Here is a 19,133-nt window from a genome sequence, read left to right as displayed (position 1 = left end):
GCAGTTTAGATAGTCGCGAGCGTGGGGTCACGCGTTATACGTCTATAAGGTACAGTCGACGCCTCCTCGAAGACACTTCAGGTAACAAAGCATGCGGCTGTTTTTGCGCCAATCCGTCTTGAGTCTGCTGGCCCTGGTATTTATCAGTCTGTTGGCCAGCGCCCAGGCGGACACTTCGCCGATCAAAGTCGCCCTCGACCAGCGGGTGATCGACCTCACCAATACGCTGGATAGCGGCACAACCGAGCGCTTGAAGGCTCAACTCGCCGCCCTCGAACAACGCAAAGGCGCCCAGGTTGCCGTGCTGCTGGTGCCTACCACCGGTGGCGCAACCATCGAGGAGTTTGCCAACCAGCTGTTCCGTGCCTGGAAACTGGGGCGCAAGGACGTCAACGACGGCATCCTGCTGGTGGTGGCCAAGAACGACCATAAAGTGCGTATCGAGGTGGGTTACGGCCTGGAAGGCACGGTTACCGACCTGCTGGCCCACCGCATCATCGAAGAACACCTCACCCCGGCGTTTCGCCAGGGCGACTATGCGGGAGGGATTCAACAAGCCGTCGATGACCTGGGCGTGCTGGTAGACGGCGGCGACCTGTCCACGCCGGTGGGGCCAGAGGTTAACCCGCAGGCCATTGCAGTGTTGTTGGCGTTTATCCTGGGCGGTGTCGGCGGTGTGCTGATCGCCGCCGGCAAGCTGCCTTGGCGCCGGGCGTTAATCGCCACCGTGGCAGTTACGGTACTGTTGACGCTGTATGGCGGCGGGCGCGACTGGCCGATGTACCTGCTGGTATTGCCGCTGACCCTGCTGATTGGCGGCGCGACTTTCGGCGCCTTGTGGCTGGCACGCACAGTGTTTTACTGCGTGATTGGGGTACTGGCCTATGTGGTCGGGCTGCTGGTGGTGGACCACTTCGTGGCCGTCAACTTCGTCCACTGGCTGGTATGGCCGTTTGGCAGCGCGTTGGTGCTGGCGTTGTACGTGGGGCTGTTTTTCGTTATCCACCAATCCTGGAAAAATAGCCCGCGCTTCTTCCTCGTGCGCGTGTTGGCGGTGGTAGCGGTGTATGTGGCAGTCGGGTTGCTGCTGGGGCAGGGTTATCAAGGCTGGATCATCGCCATACCCGCCGCTTCGGTGGTGGCGTTTATTGTGTTTTTGCAGAGCATTTCCGATGGCGGCTCGGGTTCGGGTGGCGGTTCTGACTCAAGCTCCGGCAGCTCTGGTTCAAGCTCCAGTTCAAGCAGCAGTTCGTCCGGGGGCGGTGGTTCCAGTGGCGGCGGTGGGGCATCCGGTAGTTGGTAAACGCTAGCGTGGTTTGTAGCCGACCCATCCTTTGAAACTGAAGCCGGCGTAGAACAGCTCCACGCCCTCGAACCCGGCTTTAACCATCAAGGCGGCATCTTGCTCGGGTGACAGTACCGGCAATTTGGCACTGATCGCGGTAATCGCGCGCTCGGCATCCTCGGCCGGCACGCCCGAGTCGACTGCAAACGCGGCGTAACGTTTCAACCAGCGGCTTTTTTCCTGCGGTGCCTGGGGGAAACTGTGGTGCGCCACGATCAGCGGTGCGCCGGGTAGCAAGCGTTGCCACAGGGCCTTGAGGGTTTGCAGGCGTTCCTGTTCTGGAATGAAGTGCAAGGTCAGCAGGCAAGTGGCGCCGTCAAAGGGACCCAATGGCGCGGTGTCGATGTAACCCTCATGCAACTGCACGCGCTCATTTAACGGGCCGAGTGTCGCCTGCGCCAACTTCAGCATCTCGGCCGATGGGTCGACGCCTGCAAAGCGCCAGCCGGGTTCGGCGTCGGCAAAACGTTTAAGTTCCAGGCCGCCCCCGGCGCCCAGTACCAGCACGTTGCCGGTAGCAGGAACCGCTTCACGCAGCAGCAGGGTGGTCATGCGTTGCAGGCCGTCGAAGCCCGGCACCAGGCGCACAGGGCCTTCGGCGTAGCGGGCGACCGCATCGGGGTCGGAAAAAAAGCTCATGGCGGGCTCCGGCAGATTGGGTGAGGCGTAAACCCTACTGCGGCCCATCGGCAGAGGCAATTGCTGTCGCCTGTATTCGTGGTAAAACGTTGATCCTTGCACCCCCTGAGTACGGAGACTCAATGTCTGTTATCAACTCGCTACCCGTTACTGTTCGCGATGCCATTGCCGAGGACGCCTTATGCATTGGCGTGCTCGGTATGCAGGTGTTCCTCGACACTTATGCCACCCAAGGCATGCGTGCCTCGATTGCCAATGAGGCGTTGCAAGCCTTTGCGCCGCAGACCATCGCCCATCTGATGGCACAACCAGGCCTTTCGCTGGTGGTGGCTGAGTCGAACGGCCACCTTGTTGGCTTTGCCCAGATCCAACTTCATGCCACTCATTCGATGATCACAGCACCCGATGCGGCCGAGTTACAGCGCCTCTACATCCAGGAGCGATATACCGGCCTGGGAATTGGCTATCGGTTGCTGCAGGCGGCAGAACAGCGCGCGGCCCTGGGCGCCGCGTCTTTATTGTGGGCGACCGTGTGGGTGGGCAACGAACGCGCGTTGGGTTTTTACCCTCGACGTGGTTATGCGGTGCTGGGCTCGCCGACCTATACCTTCCAGGGCGAAACCCATGGCAATCGCTTGTTTGGCAAAACCTTGCAGCCCTGCACCTAAAGGCTCAGGGCAGGGTGATGTAGTCGTTCTGCTGGATGATCGGCTGGTGCGCGCCCTGCACCAGGTGAACATAGCGACCGTCCACCAGATCGATAGGCAAGCAGTCGTCAATGTCCATCACGCCATCGGTATGGGCCTGTGACCAGTGCTGCAATAGCTGCTGCTGGCCTTTGCGCTTGGCTTCCTGTTTGTCGCGAGCCACCACCAGTAAATAATGGTGGGCCTCGCCAAACACGTTTGTTTCATAACCCCCCAGGTTGATGAAGTACAGGTGATGAGCACCGGCAGGCGGCGCCATTTGGCTGAGTTCGACCTTCCAGCCGTCTACGCCATCGACCGCCATCCAGGCGTCGATATGCATGCCTTTGGGGCTGCCGAACCAGCCGTCGCGCAATTGCGAATAGGTGGCTTGCAGCGTGTCCGCCACTGCGAACACCACATCGTGAACTTCGATTTTTGCCCTTGGGTGCTTGCCCCCGAGCATGACCACAAACAGCATTACAGTTCCTGCCTGGCGATTGGGTAAAGGCTAACCATACTTCGATTGAACCCTTTTGTCCGGTCAGTGCCACACTGTTAATTCGCCAACTCATCAGGAGGTTGTTATGCGTACCATTGATCTGGCCGGTGTTCCCGTGCCTGTCATCGGCCAAGGCACCTGGCGCATGGGTGAAAAACCGGACCAGCACAAAGCCGAAGTCGCCGCGTTGCAATTGGGTATCGACGAAGGCATGAGCCTGATCGACACCGCTGAAATGTACGGCGAAGGTGGCGCCGAAAAGGTGGTAGGCGAGGCCATTCGTGGCAAGCGCGACCAGGTGTTCCTGGTCAGTAAAATCTACCCTCACAATGCCAGCCACAAGGGCGTGCCGCGTGCCTGTGAAGCCAGCCTTCAGCGCCTCGGCACCGATTATATCGACCTGTACCTGCTGCACTGGCGCGGCCAGTACCCGCTCGAAGAAACCGTCGAAGCCTTCGAACGTCTGCGCGAGGCAGGCAAGATCGGCCGTTGGGGTGTTTCCAACTTTGACGTCGCCGACCTGCAGGAACTTGCATCCCCCGCCTGTGCTACCAACCAGGTGCTCTACAACATCGAAGAGCGGGGTATCGAATTCGACCTGTTGCCATGGTGGCAACAGCACCATTTGCCACTGATGGCGTACTGCCCAATCGCCCAGGGCGGCGAACTGCTTTCCAGCCCGACGCTCAAGCAAATTGCCCACCGACATGAGGCCACACCCGCACAGATCGCCCTGGCCTGGGTATTACGCCAGGACGGTGTGATTGCCATCCCCAAGGCGGTGAGCCCCGAGCATGTGCGGCTTAACGCAAACGCCGCGAAACTGGTGCTCGACGAGCACGATCTGGATGCGATCGACCGTGTGTTCGGCGCACCCAAGCGCAAGCATCCACTGGCAATGGTATAGCCAGTAATGGTGTAGCAAGTGCGCAGAAACGGTGCCGTCCATGGCTGCCGTTTCTGCGTCGCCCAGGGTTAGCCGGCGACCGGGCTCCGCCAATCGTCCGAGCCGGAAGTACCTGCTACTTCATGGGTCCAAATGATCTTGCGATAGGTGAAATGCACATCTTCCAAATGGGTGAAGTGCGCGTTTTCAGGCGCCTGGCAGTTGGGCATGCGTGACTGGATATCCACGATGGTCGCACCCTCAAGCTCGATGGTGAAATAGTGCTCCTGGGTGCCGGCAGAGGACGTACGGAACCATTGCAACTGGCATTTGACTTCTTCGCCACTGGTCAGCGCGCTGAACAGCAGGGGCGATGATTTATCGAAGACCTTGCTGATCATCAACGGTTTGTGAACCCTCTGGCCGGTTGGCTGACCGGATTGCGGGTCACGGGGGATGATCACCTGATGCGAAAAAGCCTGGACCAGGATCTGGTCTTCGTGGCCCTCCTGATAAATATTGCCTACTGAGTCCTGGGTAAAAGTGCCTGCCGTAATCAGTCCTTGTTTGACACCGGTGATCGAAAGGTATGCGGGTGTTGGCATGACGGGTTTCCTTGCCTGATGGTTGAAGTAGTGCCTAGCGGCAGTTGTGCCGGCTGGGCAAGTTCCTATAACAAGAAGCGTGCCTGAAATTAACAAGCCCAGTAAAAACAAGGGGTGCGCTTGTTGTTGGGCTTGTTTTTGAAAGGTGGGTAGTCTTTTTAATGGGTTTTTAATGAAAGTATTTGCGCAGAAGTGCGCATTAATTTGCTCATCTTGTTGTTGCGTGCATTTAGTGAAGGGGCAGAGTAATTAAACATATTGAGCTGATTTCGCTGCGCAAAACAGTGCGCACGCCAATAATCATGGGGCTTGTAGGAAAATCCTTAAGTGCGAGGTTGGCACTTGCTGGATGTCATTTGCAAGGCTAGTGTTTGCGGACTTCGTGAAGAGAGTTACGAGGTTTTTATAGACGTTGCGAGGTTTTTATAAACGTGTTTTTTTGCGCCTAAGTGTGATTCAGGTGCGTGGGATTTCATTATTATTTATTTGGTGTGCGGCCCAAAATGGATTATTCAGGCGCTTTGTGTGGTTATTATCTTGAACTTGCCTTAGTGCCCTGTTCGCAAGGTAATTTTGCAGGCAGTGATATGCGCTTTTCAAGTGAATATGAAGCCTTGGAGGCCGAACTTGGCAAGCTGCAATCGATTCATGTCGGCACCCAGCCGGACTGGCAGGCCGTCGTGCAAATCAGCGAGAGCCTGCTGCGTCAGCACACCAAGGATCTGCGGGTGGCCGCCTGGTTGACGTGGGCGTTGTACCAGCGTGAATCTTGGCCAGGGCTGGTGGCGGGCCTCGGGTTGTTGCGTCATTTGTGCGAGCACCAGTGGGCGGTTGTCTATCCGCAAAAATTGCGCACCCGTGGCGCAGCGCTGGGCTGGTTGGCGCTGCGCATGGAACAGGTATTTGCACATAGCTTTTCGCTCAACGATCAGCAGCCATTATTTCGCTGCGTGCTGGAGCATCTGGTACACCTTGATCGGCTCTGGTCTGCGCACTTGGGCGATGGGGCGCCGCTGTTGTTGCCGCTGCGCAGGCAGTTGACGCAGCGGTTGGAGCAAGCCGTACAAGTAGAGCTGCCAGAAGCAGCTGCGGCGGGCGTGATCGCTCAGGTCAAGCAGGCGGCGACGCGGTTGCTGAGCGCCGAGCCGGCAGCAGGTCACGACAACACGGCCAACCAGGCGATAGCCAGCGAAAAAGAGGCCCACAAGTCACTGCGCACGTTACAGGAACAAGGCCGGCACTTATGCAGCTGGTGGCTGCGCCAGGATGCGACCGACCTGCGTGCCTTGCGCCTTAACCGGACACTGACCTGGCTGGCACTCAACAGCTACCCGGACGCTGACAGTGAGCGGCTCACGGTGCTTCGTGGCCCGACGCCCGACAAGCTCAAGCGCTACCGGGAACGTTTTGCCCAAGGGCACTACGGTGAACTGTTGCTCGAATTGGAGGCCAGCCTGGCGAGTGCGCTGTTCTGGTTTGACGGCTTGCGCATGGTTTGGGAATGCCTTGAGGCCTTGCAGGCCAATCTGGCCATGACCGAACTGGAAGTCAGCTTCGCGCTGTTACTGCAACGCTTGCCAGACCTGCCCGAATTCAGGTTTCACGATGGTGCGCCGTTTGCCGATACCGCCACCCGGGACTGGATCACGCTTCAGGTCGCTCGACACTTGCAGCTGCCTGCGCCGTCCGACGTGGTTGTTGATGCCAACGCCGAACCCTGGGAGGTGGCCTTGCAAGAGGTCATGCCCAGGCTGCGCAAGGACGGGCTCAAGGAGGCAATACACGAACTCAAGCAGGGCATGCACACCGCACGCAGCGAGCGCGCGCGTTTTCATTGGCGGCTGGCATTGGCGCGGTTGTGCGTATCGGCAGGCAAGCAAGCGCTGGCGATGGTGCAGCTGGAAGGCCTGGACCATGAGCTTCAGCACGCCGGCCTGGATCGTTGGGAGCCGGAACTGGCACTGCAGGTTGCACAGCTTTTGTATCGCTGTTGCGAGCTTTTGCCGCAAAGCCAGGCCGTACGCGAGCGTAAGGAAACGACCCACCGAAGACTCTGCCACTTCGATGTTGAAGCGGTACTTGAATAGGTTTTTGAACCCCTCGAAAAAAGGAGATTTACCGTGGCCAAAGAAGGTTCGGTAGCGCCCAAGGAACGTATCAATATCACCTTCAAACCCGCCGTAGGGGGCGCCCAGGAAGAGGTCGAGCTACCGCTGAAGTTGCTGGTGCTGGGCGACTTCGCCCAGCGCGAAGACCCTCGCAAGCTCGAAGACCGCAAGCCCATCGGTATCGACAAGAACACCTTTGATGACGTGCTGGCCAAACAGGCACTGGTGTTGACCCTGAGCGTGCCTAATCGCCTGCAGGAACAGCCTGATATCGAAGCGCTGTCGATCCAGGTGCGGGTCAACTCGATGAAGGATTTCACCCCGGCGAACCTGGTCGAGCAGATCCCGGAGCTGCAAAAACTCATGGCGTTGCGTGAAGCGCTGATGGCCCTCAAGGGGCCGTTGGGTAACACGCCGAGCTTTCGCAAGGCGATCGAACAGGCGCTGGCGGATGACGACTCCCGCGCCCGGGTATTGACCGAATTGGGGTTGAGTGACCCCACAGCCTGACACTTTCAGTAAAGGACACTGATGCCATGACGACCCAGCAGCAACCGCTACCCAACCGAATGGCTGACGAGCACAGCATTCTGGACACCATCGTTGCCCAGACACTGCTTAGCGCGGATGACGAGGCCTACAGCATTGCCAAACGCGGTGTCTCGGCGTTTATCGAAGAGCTTGTCAAGCCGCACAACCGCGGCGAACCGGTCAAGAAGCGTCTGGTCGATCGAATGATCGCCGAGATCGACATGAAGCTCAGCGAGCAAATGGATGAAATTCTTCATCACCCGGATTTCCAGGCACTTGAGGCCGCCTGGAGAGGGCTGCAACTGCTTGTCGACCGCACGAATTTTCGCGAAAACATCAAGATTGAACTGCTGAACGTCTCACGGCAGGACCTGCTGGAAGATTTCGAAGACTCCCCGGAAATAACTCAGTCGGGGCTCTACAAGCACATTTACAGTGCCGAATATGGTCAGTTCGGCGGCCAACCCGTGGGCGCCATCATCGCCAACTACTTCCTTGTGCCCAGCGCGCCGGATGTGAAGCTGATGCAATACGTTTCCAGTGTTGCCTGCATGGCCCATGCACCGTTTATTGCCGCCGCTGGGCCGGGCTTTTTCGGTTTGGAAAGCTTTACCGGTTTGCCTGACATGAAGGACCTCAAGGATCATTTCGAGGGGCCTCAGTTTGCCAAATGGCAAAGCTTTCGTCAGAGCGAAGATGCCCGATACATCGGCTTGACCGTGCCGCGGTTCCTGTTGCGTACCCCTTACGACCCCCTTGAGTGCCCGGTCAAGACATTTGCCTACCAGGAAAACGTGGTTAACAGCCACGAACACTATTTGTGGGGCAATACCGCGTTTGCCTTTGCCACCCGGCTGACGGACAGTTTTGCCCGGTTTCGCTGGTGCCCGAACATCATCGGTCCGCAAAGCGGTGGTGCGGTCGAAGACCTGCCCCTGCATCACTTCCAGAGCATGGGGGAAATTGAAACCAAGATCCCGACCGAAGTGCTGGTCTCTGACCGTCGCGAGTACGAGCTTGCGCAGGAAGGCTTTATTGCCCTGACCATGCGCAAAGGCAGTGACAACGCGGCGTTCTTTTCCGCCAGCTCGGTACAGAAACCCAAATATTTCGGCAACAGTGCCGAGGGCAAGGAAGCGGAGTTGAATTACCGCCTGGGAACGCAACTGCCCTACATGATGGTGGTCAATCGGCTGGCCCATTACCTCAAGGTGTTGCAGCGCGAGCAGTTGGGTTCATGGAAGGAGCGTACCGACCTGGAACTGGAGCTCAACAAATGGATCCGCCAATACGTTGCCGACCAGGAAAACCCCAGCGCCGAAGTGCGCGGGCGGCGCCCATTGCGGGCTGCCCGCATCGTGGTCAGTGATGTCGAGGGCGAACCAGGCTGGTACCGCGTCAACCTCAGTGTACGGCCGCACTTCAAGTACATGGGCGCGGACTTCACGCTGTCCCTCGTCGGCAAACTCGACAAAGAATGAGAAAGGGGCAGGGGATTCCCGATCATCGCAGCCTTTTTGAGCGTCTCGAAGGCCTGGCACCCGCCAGGGCCGGGAGCGTGGCGTCGATTGCCGCGCACTTGGAGAAAATGCTCAGCACACGTGCAGGCAGTGTCTTGACGCTGCCTGACTACGGGCTGCCCGACCTCAACGACATGCGCTTGAGCCTGCATGAGTCATTGAGCCAGTCGCGCCTGTCGATTGAACGGTTCATTCAGGTGTACGAACCACGTCTGTCGAATGTACGTGTCAGGGGCTTACCCGATACCGGCAACCCTTTGGTCCTGGCGTTTGTGATTGAGGCAACACTGCTGATTGATGGCGTTATGCAGTCGGTGGTTTTTAACGCGCAGTTGGCCGGTGGTGGTCGGGTTGAGGTGCTGCCGGATGTCCTTTAACCACTTTTACCAAAGTGAACTCAGTGCCTTGCGCCAACTGGGACGGCGTTTTGCTGAACGCAATCCAGCCTTGGCACCGTTTCTCGCCGACTCAGGCCAGGACCCGGATGTAGAGCGTCTATTGGAAGGCTTTGCCTTCCTGACCGGGCGCCTGCGCCAGAAGCTGGCCGACGAACTGCCAGAGCTGACTCACTCATTGATGCATCTGCTGTGGCCCAACTATATGCGGCCACTGCCGGCCTTCAGCATCTTGCAGTTTGACCCCTTGAAACATGCGTGTACCACGGTAAGCGTAGAGCGCGACACGCCGGTTGAAAGCGTATTGGTCAACGGTGAGCGCTGCCGCTTTCGTACCTGCTACACCACACAGGTGCTGGCGTTGCAACTGAGCCACCTGGCGTACTTGCCCCAGGGCGCACAAACGTTGCTCAACCTGCGCTTGGAGATGAGCGTGGAGGGCAATTTCAGTCAGCTGGCATTCGATCAATTGCGCTTGCATCTTGCAGGTGATCGACAGGTGAGCCAAGGCTTGTACCTGAGCCTGCTGCGTCATCTGGAAGGCATCGAGTTACGGCTCTTTGACCACGAAGGGCTGGTGATCAACGATCGCGATGGCCAGCCGTTGTCGCTACGGCTGGCTGCCAGCCAAGTAAAACCGGTGGGGTTCGATGAGGAGCATGCGCTGATTCCCTATCCGGCCAACGCCTTTTGCGGTTATCGCCACCTGCAGGAATATTTTGCGTTCACGGACAAGTATCTGTTTGTCGATGTACTGGGGCTGGATGCGTTACAGGCGTTGCCCGATGAACTGCTCAAGCAGGCCAGGAGTGTAGAGCTGCGTTTCAAGTTAAACCACCACGCGCATGCGACGCATCGCCCCACTCTGGACAACGTAAAACTGTATTGCACGCCGATTGCCAACCTGTTCAAGCATGACGCAGTGCCCATTCGTCTGGATGGCAAGCAGGATGAGTACCTGCTGCTGCCGGGTGGCATAGCGCGGGGCAGTGCCGCTGTGTTTTCCGTGGACCAAGTGACCGGATGGCGCCCGGGTGGTCTGGGCTACCAGGCATACGTGCCGTTCGAATCCTTTGAGCATGGCGGTGGCAATGCCACTTCGGCGCGCACGCCCAGCTACAGCATTCGTCAGCGCTCGTCGGTGCAAAGTGCCGAACTGGATACGTGGTTGAGTTTCGGCACCGGCCCAGGCAATGAGCAGGAAACCCTCTCGGTTGAATTGACCTGCACCAACCACAACCTGCCACGACTGTTACAGATTGGTGAGATCAATCAGCCCTGCGAGCAAACCCCGGAATTCCTGACGTTTCGCAATATCTGTGCGCCGACGGCGAGCTTTGCTCCGCCTCTGGACCAGGACTTCCTCTGGAAGCTGATCAGCAACATGTCGCTCAACTACCTCTCGTTGACCGATACCAGCGCCTTGAAAGTCATCCTCGAGACCTACGACTTGCCGCGCTATCACGATCGACAGGCACACAACGTCAGTCAGCGCAGGTTGGATGCGTTGAAGTCCATCAGGCATCAAGCCGTCGACCGAATGCATCGTGGGCTGCCGATACGCGGCCTGCAGGTCGACTTGAGCATTGACGCCAACGGCTTTACCGGCCAAGGCGACCTGTTTGTCTTCGCTTCGGCACTCAATGAGTTTTTCGCTTTATACGCCGGCCTCAATTCGTATCACGAACTGCGGGTCACCAGCACACAAGGAGACGTGTATCTATGGCCACCCCGGATGGGTCGGCAGGCCCTGCTTTGACTGCTCTATCACGCTCAATTCGTGAGTATTCGTTATTTCAGGCGGTACTGCAGGTAATCGAGCGCCTGCGCGACAGCCATCCCTTGCTGGATGACGACGCGCTCTATGACCTGCTTGAGTTTCAGGCCAACCCAAGCCTGGGGTTCCCTGGGCACGACATCGACCGGGTGGCTTTTTTTGTCGAACACGGACAGTTAAGGGCGCGCCTGCGTCTTAACGTGCTTGGCCTGTTTGGCTCCGGTTCGCCATTGCCTGGGTTTTATCAAGAGCAGGCGAGCGGCAGCGTCAGCCGTGGCTTTCTTGACGTATTTCATCACCGCCTGCAGCGGTTGATGCTGCCGATCTGGCGCAAATACCGCTATCGAGCGTGTTTTCGCAGCGACGCCAGTGATGCTTTTTCTGCGCAGATGTTCGCGCTGGTCGGGCTGGGCAGCCAGCAGATTCGTGACGCGGCGCAATTGGACTGCAAGCGATTGTTGCCGTACCTGGGGTTGCTGAGCCTGCGCGCACACTCGGCAACCTTGATCGAAACGGTCCTGCGTCATTACTTCAAGCACAGCCGTTTGTTCATTGAGCAATGGGTTGAACGCACGGTGGTCATCGCCCAACAACAACGCAACCAACTCGGTGCGGCCAACCACGTGCTTGGCGAAGACCTGCTGCTGGGGCATCAGGTTGCCGATCGCAGCGGCAAGTTCAGGGTGCATGTCGAGGGCTTGAGCTGGCAGCTATTCCACGCGTTTTTACCCGCCGGCAGCGCCTGCAAACCGCTGTGCTCGCTGGTTCGCCTGATGCTGCGCACGCCACTGGACTATGACGTGCGCCTGGTACTGGCCGAGGGTGAAGTGCGGCCGCTGCATATTGGCGAGCGCAATGTGTGTCGTCTCGGTTGGACCAGTTGGTTGGGGTACGAGCGTGCCGACGGTGTGGTCACTCTGGCCAGCCACTCTGATTAGGGACTGATGATTATGATGAATGTAGACCTGCAACAACTGATCCGGACCTTGACGCCGCAGACGCGCCTTGACTTGACGCGGTCTGCCGAGCGCTGTGTAACGCGCGGCGGCAAGGAAGTGTTGGTTGAGGACCTGCTGCTGACACTGCTGGAGCACCATGACGGCCCTTTGGTCAGGGCGCTGGCGGAGGCCGAAATCGCTCCCGGTGAGCTTCAGGCCATGCTGCAGCTAAAAGGCGAGCAAGGTGCATCGCGCAGCCCGGTGTTCGCCCCGGCACTCGTGCAGTGGTTGCAACAAGCGTTAATGGTTGCCCACCTTGAACTGGGGCAGGTAGAGGTAGGTGCAGGCGCTTTATTGTTGGCACTTCTACGTCATCCGCTGCAACACGCGGGCAGTGCTTATCAGCGACTATTGAGTCGTTTGGACGCGCAGCGTGTGCGTGACTTTTTGTTGAGCCAGAGTTCCGATACCCGCCCGTTGCGACAAGAGGAATCACTGCTTGAGCGCTTTACCCATGACCTGACGCGTCAGGCTCGCGAGGGGCGTATCGACCCGGTCCTGTGTCGAGATGCGCAGATCCGTCAATTGATCGATATCCTCGTGCGTCGGCGCAAGAACAACCCGATTCTGGTGGGTGACGCGGGCGTGGGCAAAACCGCCATCGTCGAAGGGCTGGCGTTGCAGGTGGTGGCCTCACAAGTGCCCGAACCACTCAAAGGCGTACGCATACTGACCTTGGACATGGGCTTGTTGCTGGCCGGTGCCAGTATCAAGGGCGAGTTCGAACGGCGGCTCAAAGGTGTGATCGACGAGGTTAACGCCTCACCACAGGCCGTGATCCTGTTTATTGACGAGGCGCATACCCTGGTGGGCGCAGGCGGGCAGGTAGGGGGAGGCGATGCCGCCAATTTGCTCAAGCCCGCCCTGGCGCGTGGTCAATTGCGCACCATCGCTGCCACGACCTGGTCCGAATACAAAAAACACATCGAAAAAGACCCGGCATTGGCACGGCGCTTCCAGCCGGTGAAGGTCGGCGAGCCGAATGTGGCGGCAGCAGTCTCCATTCTACGCGGGTTGGTGCCGGTGTATGAAGCCAGCCATGGCGTCTACATACGTGACGATGCGGTCGTCGCAGCAGCGCAATTGAGCGCTCGTTACCTGGCAGGACGGCAACTGCCGGACAAAGCCGTCGACGTATTGGACACCGCCTGTGCGCAAGTGCGGATAAGCCTGACGGCGGCGCCTGAGGCATTGCAACAGCTGTGCGCTGAATTGGCTGAGGGCGTTCGACAGCGTGTGGCGCTTGAGCGGGATGTTGCAGCAGGCTTGACTGTTGACCAACCGGCGTTGCAAGCACTCGCCCGGCGGCTGGACACCCTTGAGCTTGAGCGCCAGCAAGCCGAGCAGCGCTGGATGCAGCGTGAACAGCAGCAAGCCCACCATGAGGTATGCCCACGGGTGGTCGCCCAGGTAATCAGCGGCTGGACAGGGATCCCGGTTGAGCAACTGGCCTTGGAGCACAGCGAGCGCGTGCTGGGTTTTGCCGATGCTCTGCGCAGGCGAATTATTGGGCAAGAACCGGCGGTGCAGGCGCTCGATCGCAACCTGCGAGCGGTGGCTGCGGGCCTCAATAACCCTGACGCTCCGGTGGGCGTATTTTTGCTCGCAGGCCCAAGCGGGGTTGGCAAGACCGAGACGGCGTTGGCGCTGGCGGACTTGCTGTACGGCGGCGAGCGCTTTGTGATCACGCTCAATATGTCGGAGTACCAGGAGCAACACTCCCTGTCCCGATTGATCGGAGCGCCTCCCGGTTACGTTGGTTACGGCGAAGGCGGGGTGCTGACCGAGGCCGTGCGCCAGCGACCTTATTCAGTGGTGTTGCTCGATGAAATCGAGAAGGCCGACCCAGAGGTATTGAACCTGTTCTACCAGGTCTTTGACAAAGGCTTGGCCAATGACGGTGAAGGTCGCGAAATTGACTTTCGTAATACGCTGATCCTGATGACGTCCAACCTGGGCAGCGATTGCATCACCGCACTGTGCGCTGATGGCCAACGCCCCGACGCTGCGACCCTGGAGGAAGTGATCCGTCCCGTATTGCGCGCTCACTTCAAGCCGGCTCTGCTCGCCCGCATGCGTGTCGTGCCGTATTACCCGCTTGCCGGCGAACGCTTGCATGACGTGGCAAGGCTCAAGCTGGCGCGCCTTGGCCAGCGCTTGCACACGCGCGAACTGGTGTTCAGCTACAGCGCCGAATTGGTCACGCACATGGTCGAACGCTGTCTGCACCAGGACAGTGGCGCGCGTTATATCGACCAATGGATCGAATCCCATTTGCTGCCGCAGATCGTTGACCGTCTGCTCAATGCGATGGCCGTTGGCGAATCCCTCAAGGCCACTCACGCGACGCTGGATGGCCGCGGTGTGCCGGTGTGTGAGTTCAGCCAATGACGCACAGCCCATTCAACCCGTTGCCTGATCCGCTGACCTATGCCGACCAACTGCTGGGCTGGTTCAGCCGCCTGGGGTTCGAGCGTGAAGAATCGACGTTGGCGAACCTTTGCGTCACGGCCGCTGCGCAGTTGAGCCAGTGCGACCTGTGCCAACTCTACGCCCGGGATGAAACGACCGGCCAGTTGCGGCTGATCGCTCACCACTTCCCTGAAGGGGAACTAACAGACGCGCTGGCGCCAGGCGTCGATGTTCAGCATCAGCAGTTATTGCAGTACGTCCTCGAGCAGCGGAGTGCGTTGACCATTGATGAACTGTGCAACAGCGCCTATGACAGTCGCTTTCTACCCGCGACGGCAACGCCTTGGCACTCGCTGTCATGCCTGCCTCTGTTCAATCAGAGCAAGGCGGTGTGCGGCGTCCTGTTGTGTGCCAGCCTGCGCCCGGCGCAATTGCAGCGCTACGCGGTGTCGCTGGGCCAGCTGGGTAGCTTTGCCCTTGGCCAATTAACCCTGCGGCGGCTTGCCCATCCTGGGCGCCTTACTGCTGTTGCCCAGTGCGGTACACCCGTCACCGGCGCCTACGGTTTGATCGGCAACAGTACGGCGATGGCGGCGACCTGCCTACTGATCGGCAAGGTTGTGCAGGCGCCTTTTACCGTGCTGCTGCACGGTGAAACAGGCACCGGCAAAGAGGTTGTTGCGCGTGCAATTCACGCCGCTGGCCCGCGCAGCACCCAGGCGTTTGTAGTGCAAAACTGCGCAGCCTTCCCTGAGGGCTTGCTGGAGAGTGAGCTGTTCGGTTACCGCAAAGGTGCGTTTACCGGCGCGGAGCGCAACTATGCAGGGCTGTTTGACGCAGCCGACGGCGGCACATTGCTGCTGGATGAAATTGGCGATATGCCGCTCGCCCTGCAGGCGAAGCTGCTGAGGGTTCTGCAAGAAGGTGAGGTTCGCCCCCTGGGCGCCAATACCGCCCATAAGGTCGACGTGCGAATCATCGCTGCCACCCACCGCGACCTGCTGGCAATGGTCAGCCAGGGGACTTTTCGCGAGGACCTCTATTACCGATTGGCACAGTTCCCTATCCAATTGCCAGCATTGCGTGAGCGCGACGGTGATGTGCTGCTGCTTGCCCGGCACTTTGCTGAAAAGGTCTGCGCTGCACTCGAAAAACCGCTGGTCAGCTGGTCCAGTGCTGCGCTTGATCAGCTTTCGGGCCACGCCTTCCCAGGCAATGTGCGTGAGCTTAAATGCCTGGTGGAACGTGCGGTGCTGCTGTGTGACGACGGGGTGATTTTGCCGGCGCATCTGTCGCTGTCCTCGGCACCTGCAGGTGCGAGCGTCGAGGCAACCCTGCGTCAGCGCCTGGAGCGGGTGGAGCGGGTCTTCCTGATCGATTGCCTGCACAAGAACCGTGGCAATCGAACGCGCACTGCGCGTGAACTCGGGGTTGCACGTCGCACGCTGCTGTACCGGCTGGCGCGGTTGAATATCCCCATGGGCGCGTCCCGAGGGGAAGGCTGAATGGCGTATTCACGCTGGCGTGCTCATGGGCTCTGCGATGCCCTGCTTGTTTTATCTACCTGGGAGAACCCCGATGCCTGATCGTCCATGGCGAGCTGTGGTGCTTGTGTTGTGTTTGCTGAGCGGCTGCAGCGCCAATTACGTGTTTGATGATGCTGACTATCGTCCTTTGGGTGATCCCCAAGCGACCCGTCGCGGCCAATGAAAAGGGAGCCCTTTCATGCAATTAGTGCTTGAGGTGTGCGATGGCGCGGGCGGTGAGCCGCCAGCGCGCAAGGTGTTCGATGGCATGGGCGGCGTGGTCGGTCGTGGAGCCGGTTGCGACTGGATTATCCCTGACCCCAGTCGCTTGCTTTCCAGTCACCACGGGTTGATCGGTTACCGTGACGCACGCTATTTCCTGACGGATATCAGCAGTAACGGTATCCGCGAGGTGGGCAGTGGCAGGTCGCTGCAAAAGGGCCAGGCACGGTTGATTCTGGAGGGGGATGTTTTCCAGCTGGGGCCGTTTGCTATCCGTGCGCGGCTGATTGAGCGCGCGGCATCGCATCGCCCGCCATTGTCCGCCGACGGCGGGTTGATACCCGAAGACGCTTACCTGGGCCTGGACCCCGTTCATGCATTGGATCGCCAGTCGATGCAGGGGGCACTGTCGTGCGAGTTGGACGCCTTGAATGACGCGCAAGAGGCATCGGGCGCCTGGATGTATGGTGACGGTGTTGAGCGCGATCACCTGGCCTTGCCTGCACAGGTAGCTCCTCTGGGGGAGAGGGTTGAGCCGGTCTTGCCTGAATCGCCGACGCCCGAGGCCGACGAAGCGTTCTGGGCGCAGTTCGCCAAGGCGTTGGGCGTCAATGTGCAGACGCTTGATTGCGCTGGCCGCGAGGCGTTGGCGATCAAGGCTGCGGGTTTGCTCAGGCACGCGATTGATGGGTTGCAACAGAACCTGCGCACTCACGACGAACTGCGCAACGAACTGGATCTGGACGCGAGCACCTCGATCAAGCGCCCGAACGCGTTGAAAGACAGCCTGGGCGTTGACGCTGCGTTGGTGTCGTTGCTGGGCACGGGTGAGTTGGCGCACCCCTGCGCTGAAGCGGCCATTACGCAGGTGTACCGGCAAATGCAGGTGCATCAGGTTGCGCTGCTCGTTGCGTGCCGCACGGCGGTGCGCACCTCGTTGGCGACGTTTGCCCCCGGCCATCTGCTGGCCAGTTTTGAGCGCGATGCCAAGGTGCGGAGGTTCTTTGCCGACGGGGCGCATTGGCGGGCCTATCAGCGCCGCTATCAGCGGTTGGTCGAAGAAGATGCATTGAACACGGGCCTGTTGCGCGGCGACTTTGCCAAGGCCTATGAGGAGCAGGTACGCCTGGCCTCAGCCTTATTTGCCACACACTCGGAAGGATGCCCATGACTCGTCTCGCCATAGTCCTTTTGGTCGTGCTGGGGCTGCTGGGTGGTTGCAGCAGCCTGTCACCCTTTTCCACATTGACCAAGCTGGACCTGACGCTGGCCGCCAGTGAAGAAGTGAACCCCGACCTGCATGGGCGTCCCTCGCCGGTGGTGGTGCAGCTGTTTGAACTCAAGCATCCCGTTGCATTCGAACACGCGGATTTTTTCACGCTTTATGAGCATGCCGAGCAGGCGCTGCCCAAAGACTGGGTGAGCAGCGAGGAGCTGGAGTTGCGTCCCGGCGAGCAGGTGGCCCTCAAGCTCAGGAACGAACCGCAAAGCCGTTACGTGGGCATCATTGCGGCGTATCGCGATTTGCCCAATGTGCAATGGCGATGGGTGCTGCCGCTTATGCCACAGCAAGTTACGCGAGCGTACCTGGTGCTTGACCAGTCGGGTATCCGGGCTGCCGACCCACTCGCCAGCCTGGTGGAGAACTGATATGCAGGTTCATAAAGTCATCTGGCAGGAAGGGATGTTGCTGCGCCCCCAGCATTTGCAACACAACGATCGTTATTACCACCAGCAGTTCAACCGAACCCGTTTGTTGGCCAGTGATGCCTGGGGTTTCCTGAGCCTGGACATCGATCTGCAGTACCTGAACCTGGGCAAGCTGGTGGTCAATCAAGCCAGTGGCGTTTTGCCGGACGGCAGTCTTTTTGAGTTGACCTCCACCATGGCGCCACTGGTACTGGAGGTGCCGGCCAACGCAGGCAAACAATCGGTGTACCTGGCGTTGCCGATGGCGACCGGCAATCAGGTTGAAACCCGCACGCAGGAGGCGCCGGATGTCTTGGCGCGCTACATCGCCTGTGACGTTGAAGTGGCCGACTCCAATGCAGGCCGGGATGCGCGTTGCCAGATCCGTTGCGCACGCCCGGATTTGCGCCTGTTGCTGGGTGATCAGCCGGGTGATGAGGCCTACGTGAAGCTGAAGATTGCCCAGGTGCTGGAATGTTCTGCGCAAGAGGGGCTGCGAATGGAACCTGATTTTGCCCCGACGTTTATTTATGTGCAGGGCTCCGGGTTTGTTTCGTCCTGTCTCAAAGAAGTGATCAGCCTGCTCGCCAGTCGGGGGGATGCGATTGCTGAGCGGATTGGCGGCAATGGCGCCACGGCAAGTGCGCAGGTTGCGGACTTTCTGATGCTGCAACTGATCAATCGGGCCGAGCCGGTATTGCGTCATTACCTGGCTCAGGCGCAGGTGCGCTCAGAGGCGTTGTTCCGCGAAATGCTGTCGATACTGGGGGAACTGGCGACGTTTGCCAGTGACAGCAAGCGCGCCACCCAGCAGGTGCGCTACCTGCATGGCGACCAGGGCGCCAGTTTTCGTGGGCTGATGGCAGGCCTGCGCACGGTGCTGTCGATGGTCTTTGAGCAGCATGCCCTGGAGCTGGTACTGCAACAGCGCCAGTATGGAGTGATGGTCTGCCCGGTGGCTGATCTCAAATTGCTGGGCAGCGCGACATTCATCCTGGCGGTAGCGGCTCAATGTGATTCGGAAGAACTGCGCCATCGCTTGCCGGCCCATCTCAAAATCGGCCCCGTAGAGCGCATTCGTGAGCTGGTCAACCTGCACCTGGCGGGCATCAAGGTCAAACCACTGCCGGTGGCGCCACGCCAGATCCCTTTTCACGCCGGCAAAACCTATTTCATGCTCGAACTCAGTGCCCGTGATATCGCGCAGCTGGAGCAGTCGGGTGGGTTTGCGTTCCATGTCGGCGGCGAGTTCAGTGAGTTGGAACTGACCTTCTGGGCAATCAGGAATTGAA

At 59.2% G+C, this 19,133-nt stretch carries 18 protein-coding genes; 15 read left to right on the top strand and 3 right to left on the bottom strand.

All coding sequences use genetic code 11. The annotated features are described in order from the left end of the window. Window positions 1-91: 91 nt before the first annotated feature. Window positions 92-1,303 (top strand): YgcG family protein, encoded by a 1,212-nt coding sequence (locus FFI16_RS13415; protein WP_138815899.1) that lies wholly within the window; start codon window positions 92-94, stop codon window positions 1,301-1,303. A gap of 3 nt (window positions 1,304-1,306) precedes the next feature. On the opposite strand, the gene FFI16_RS13410 is transcribed toward FFI16_RS13415, so the two are convergent. After that, on the bottom strand, window positions 1,307-1,984 hold the full coding sequence (locus FFI16_RS13410) for a class I SAM-dependent methyltransferase (protein WP_138815900.1): 678 nt from the start codon (window positions 1,982-1,984) through the stop codon (window positions 1,307-1,309). A gap of 122 nt (window positions 1,985-2,106) precedes the next feature. On the opposite strand from FFI16_RS13410, the gene FFI16_RS13405 reads away from it, so the two are divergent. After that, entirely contained in the window at window positions 2,107-2,652 is a 546-nt protein-coding gene (locus tag FFI16_RS13405; protein WP_138815901.1) for a GNAT family N-acetyltransferase, read from the top strand. 4 nt (window positions 2,653-2,656) lie between these two features. On the opposite strand, the gene FFI16_RS13400 is transcribed toward FFI16_RS13405, so the two are convergent. Continuing rightward, entirely contained in the window at window positions 2,657-3,151 is a 495-nt protein-coding gene (locus FFI16_RS13400) for a DUF1543 domain-containing protein (protein WP_138815902.1), read from the bottom strand. Window positions 3,152-3,257: 106 nt separating this feature from the next. On the opposite strand from FFI16_RS13400, the gene FFI16_RS13395 reads away from it, so the two are divergent. Next, entirely contained in the window at window positions 3,258-4,079 is an 822-nt protein-coding gene (locus tag FFI16_RS13395; RefSeq protein WP_138815903.1) for an aldo/keto reductase, read from the top strand. A gap of 68 nt (window positions 4,080-4,147) precedes the next feature. On the opposite strand, the gene FFI16_RS13390 is transcribed toward FFI16_RS13395, so the two are convergent. Further along, the gene (locus FFI16_RS13390; RefSeq protein ID WP_017136833.1) at window positions 4,148-4,663 is read right to left on the bottom strand and encodes an Hcp family type VI secretion system effector; all 516 of its coding nucleotides are present in this window, start codon (window positions 4,661-4,663) and stop codon (window positions 4,148-4,150) included. Between the two features lie 503 nt (window positions 4,664-5,166). Between FFI16_RS13390 and tssA the strand changes: the two genes are divergently transcribed. The 12 genes from tssA to tssK all read left to right on the top strand — a co-directional run bounded on the left by tssA (window position 5,167) and on the right by tssK (window position 19,132). After that, entirely contained in the window at window positions 5,167-6,750 is a 1,584-nt protein-coding gene (tssA, locus tag FFI16_RS13385) for a type VI secretion system protein TssA (protein ID WP_138815904.1), read from the top strand. A gap of 33 nt (window positions 6,751-6,783) precedes the next feature. Further along, on the top strand, window positions 6,784-7,281 hold the full coding sequence (tssB, locus tag FFI16_RS13380; RefSeq protein ID WP_138815905.1) for a type VI secretion system contractile sheath small subunit: 498 nt from the start codon (window positions 6,784-6,786) through the stop codon (window positions 7,279-7,281). Window positions 7,282-7,307: 26 nt separating this feature from the next. Then, window positions 7,308-8,783 (top strand): type VI secretion system contractile sheath large subunit, encoded by a 1,476-nt coding sequence (gene tssC / locus FFI16_RS13375; protein ID WP_138815906.1) that lies wholly within the window; start codon window positions 7,308-7,310, stop codon window positions 8,781-8,783. Further along, window positions 8,780-9,199: a type VI secretion system baseplate subunit TssE gene (tssE, locus tag FFI16_RS13370; RefSeq protein WP_371923602.1), complete on the top strand. Its 420-nt coding sequence runs from the start codon at window positions 8,780-8,782 to the stop codon at window positions 9,197-9,199. Before tssC ends, tssE begins: the two co-directional genes overlap by 4 nt. Then, window positions 9,189-10,976, top strand: coding sequence for a type VI secretion system baseplate subunit TssF (tssF, locus tag FFI16_RS13365; RefSeq protein WP_138815907.1), 1,788 nt, complete (start codon window positions 9,189-9,191; stop codon window positions 10,974-10,976). Before tssE ends, tssF begins: the two co-directional genes overlap by 11 nt. Continuing rightward, window positions 10,940-11,932, top strand: a complete 993-nt coding sequence (tssG, locus tag FFI16_RS13360; RefSeq protein WP_138815908.1) for a type VI secretion system baseplate subunit TssG — start codon at window positions 10,940-10,942, stop codon at window positions 11,930-11,932. The genes tssF and tssG overlap by 37 nt, the downstream gene beginning before the upstream one ends. 12 nt (window positions 11,933-11,944) lie before the next feature. Beyond that, entirely contained in the window at window positions 11,945-14,383 is a 2,439-nt protein-coding gene (locus tag FFI16_RS13355) for an AAA family ATPase (RefSeq protein WP_138815909.1), read from the top strand. Continuing rightward, complete coding sequence (locus FFI16_RS13350) at window positions 14,380-15,909, top strand: sigma-54-dependent Fis family transcriptional regulator (protein ID WP_138815910.1); 1,530 nt, start codon at window positions 14,380-14,382, stop codon at window positions 15,907-15,909. The genes FFI16_RS13355 and FFI16_RS13350 overlap by 4 nt, the downstream gene beginning before the upstream one ends. A gap of 73 nt (window positions 15,910-15,982) precedes the next feature. Beyond that, complete coding sequence (locus FFI16_RS30680) at window positions 15,983-16,114, top strand: type VI secretion protein (protein ID WP_138815911.1); 132 nt, start codon at window positions 15,983-15,985, stop codon at window positions 16,112-16,114. Between the two features lie 15 nt (window positions 16,115-16,129). Next, the gene (gene tagH, locus FFI16_RS13340; protein ID WP_138815912.1) at window positions 16,130-17,323 is read left to right on the top strand and encodes a type VI secretion system-associated FHA domain protein TagH; all 1,194 of its coding nucleotides are present in this window, start codon (window positions 16,130-16,132) and stop codon (window positions 17,321-17,323) included. After that, window positions 17,320-17,802, top strand: coding sequence for a type VI secretion system lipoprotein TssJ (gene tssJ / locus FFI16_RS13335; RefSeq protein ID WP_138815913.1), 483 nt, complete (start codon window positions 17,320-17,322; stop codon window positions 17,800-17,802). The genes tagH and tssJ overlap by 4 nt, the downstream gene beginning before the upstream one ends. 1 nt (window position 17,803) lies before the next feature. Continuing rightward, complete coding sequence (gene tssK / locus FFI16_RS13330; protein WP_138815914.1) at window positions 17,804-19,132, top strand: type VI secretion system baseplate subunit TssK; 1,329 nt, start codon at window positions 17,804-17,806, stop codon at window positions 19,130-19,132. Window position 19,133 lies beyond the last annotated feature (1 nt).

Source organism: Pseudomonas sp. KBS0710 (genome assembly GCF_005938045.2).
Classification (GTDB): domain Bacteria; phylum Pseudomonadota; class Gammaproteobacteria; order Pseudomonadales; family Pseudomonadaceae; genus Aquipseudomonas.
The sequence above is the reverse complement of the archived record's forward strand: the minus strand, read 5'-3'. Positions and strand labels throughout refer to the sequence as shown.

Coding starts and splice junctions, on each gene's coding strand:
- FFI16_RS13415 (WP_138815899.1), top strand. CDS start 92: ATGCGGCTGTTTTTGCGCCAATCCGTCTTGAGTCTGCTGGCCCTGGTA.
- FFI16_RS13410 (WP_138815900.1), bottom strand. CDS start 1,984: ATGAGCTTTTTTTCCGACCCCGATGCGGTCGCCCGCTACGCCGAAGGC.
- FFI16_RS13405 (WP_138815901.1), top strand. CDS start 2,107: ATGTCTGTTATCAACTCGCTACCCGTTACTGTTCGCGATGCCATTGCC.
- FFI16_RS13400 (WP_138815902.1), bottom strand. CDS start 3,151: ATGCTGTTTGTGGTCATGCTCGGGGGCAAGCACCCAAGGGCAAAAATC.
- FFI16_RS13395 (WP_138815903.1), top strand. CDS start 3,258: ATGCGTACCATTGATCTGGCCGGTGTTCCCGTGCCTGTCATCGGCCAA.
- FFI16_RS13390 (WP_017136833.1), bottom strand. CDS start 4,663: ATGCCAACACCCGCATACCTTTCGATCACCGGTGTCAAACAAGGACTG.
- tssA (WP_138815904.1), top strand. CDS start 5,167: ATGGATTATTCAGGCGCTTTGTGTGGTTATTATCTTGAACTTGCCTTA.
- tssC (WP_138815906.1), top strand. CDS start 7,308: ATGACGACCCAGCAGCAACCGCTACCCAACCGAATGGCTGACGAGCAC.
- tssE (WP_371923602.1), top strand. CDS start 8,780: ATGAGAAAGGGGCAGGGGATTCCCGATCATCGCAGCCTTTTTGAGCGT.
- tssF (WP_138815907.1), top strand. CDS start 9,189: ATGTCCTTTAACCACTTTTACCAAAGTGAACTCAGTGCCTTGCGCCAA.
- tssG (WP_138815908.1), top strand. CDS start 10,940: ATGGCCACCCCGGATGGGTCGGCAGGCCCTGCTTTGACTGCTCTATCA.
- FFI16_RS13355 (WP_138815909.1), top strand. CDS start 11,945: ATGATGAATGTAGACCTGCAACAACTGATCCGGACCTTGACGCCGCAG.
- FFI16_RS13350 (WP_138815910.1), top strand. CDS start 14,380: ATGACGCACAGCCCATTCAACCCGTTGCCTGATCCGCTGACCTATGCC.
- FFI16_RS30680 (WP_138815911.1), top strand. CDS start 15,983: ATGCCTGATCGTCCATGGCGAGCTGTGGTGCTTGTGTTGTGTTTGCTG.
- tagH (WP_138815912.1), top strand. CDS start 16,130: ATGCAATTAGTGCTTGAGGTGTGCGATGGCGCGGGCGGTGAGCCGCCA.
- tssJ (WP_138815913.1), top strand. CDS start 17,320: ATGACTCGTCTCGCCATAGTCCTTTTGGTCGTGCTGGGGCTGCTGGGT.
- tssK (WP_138815914.1), top strand. CDS start 17,804: ATGCAGGTTCATAAAGTCATCTGGCAGGAAGGGATGTTGCTGCGCCCC.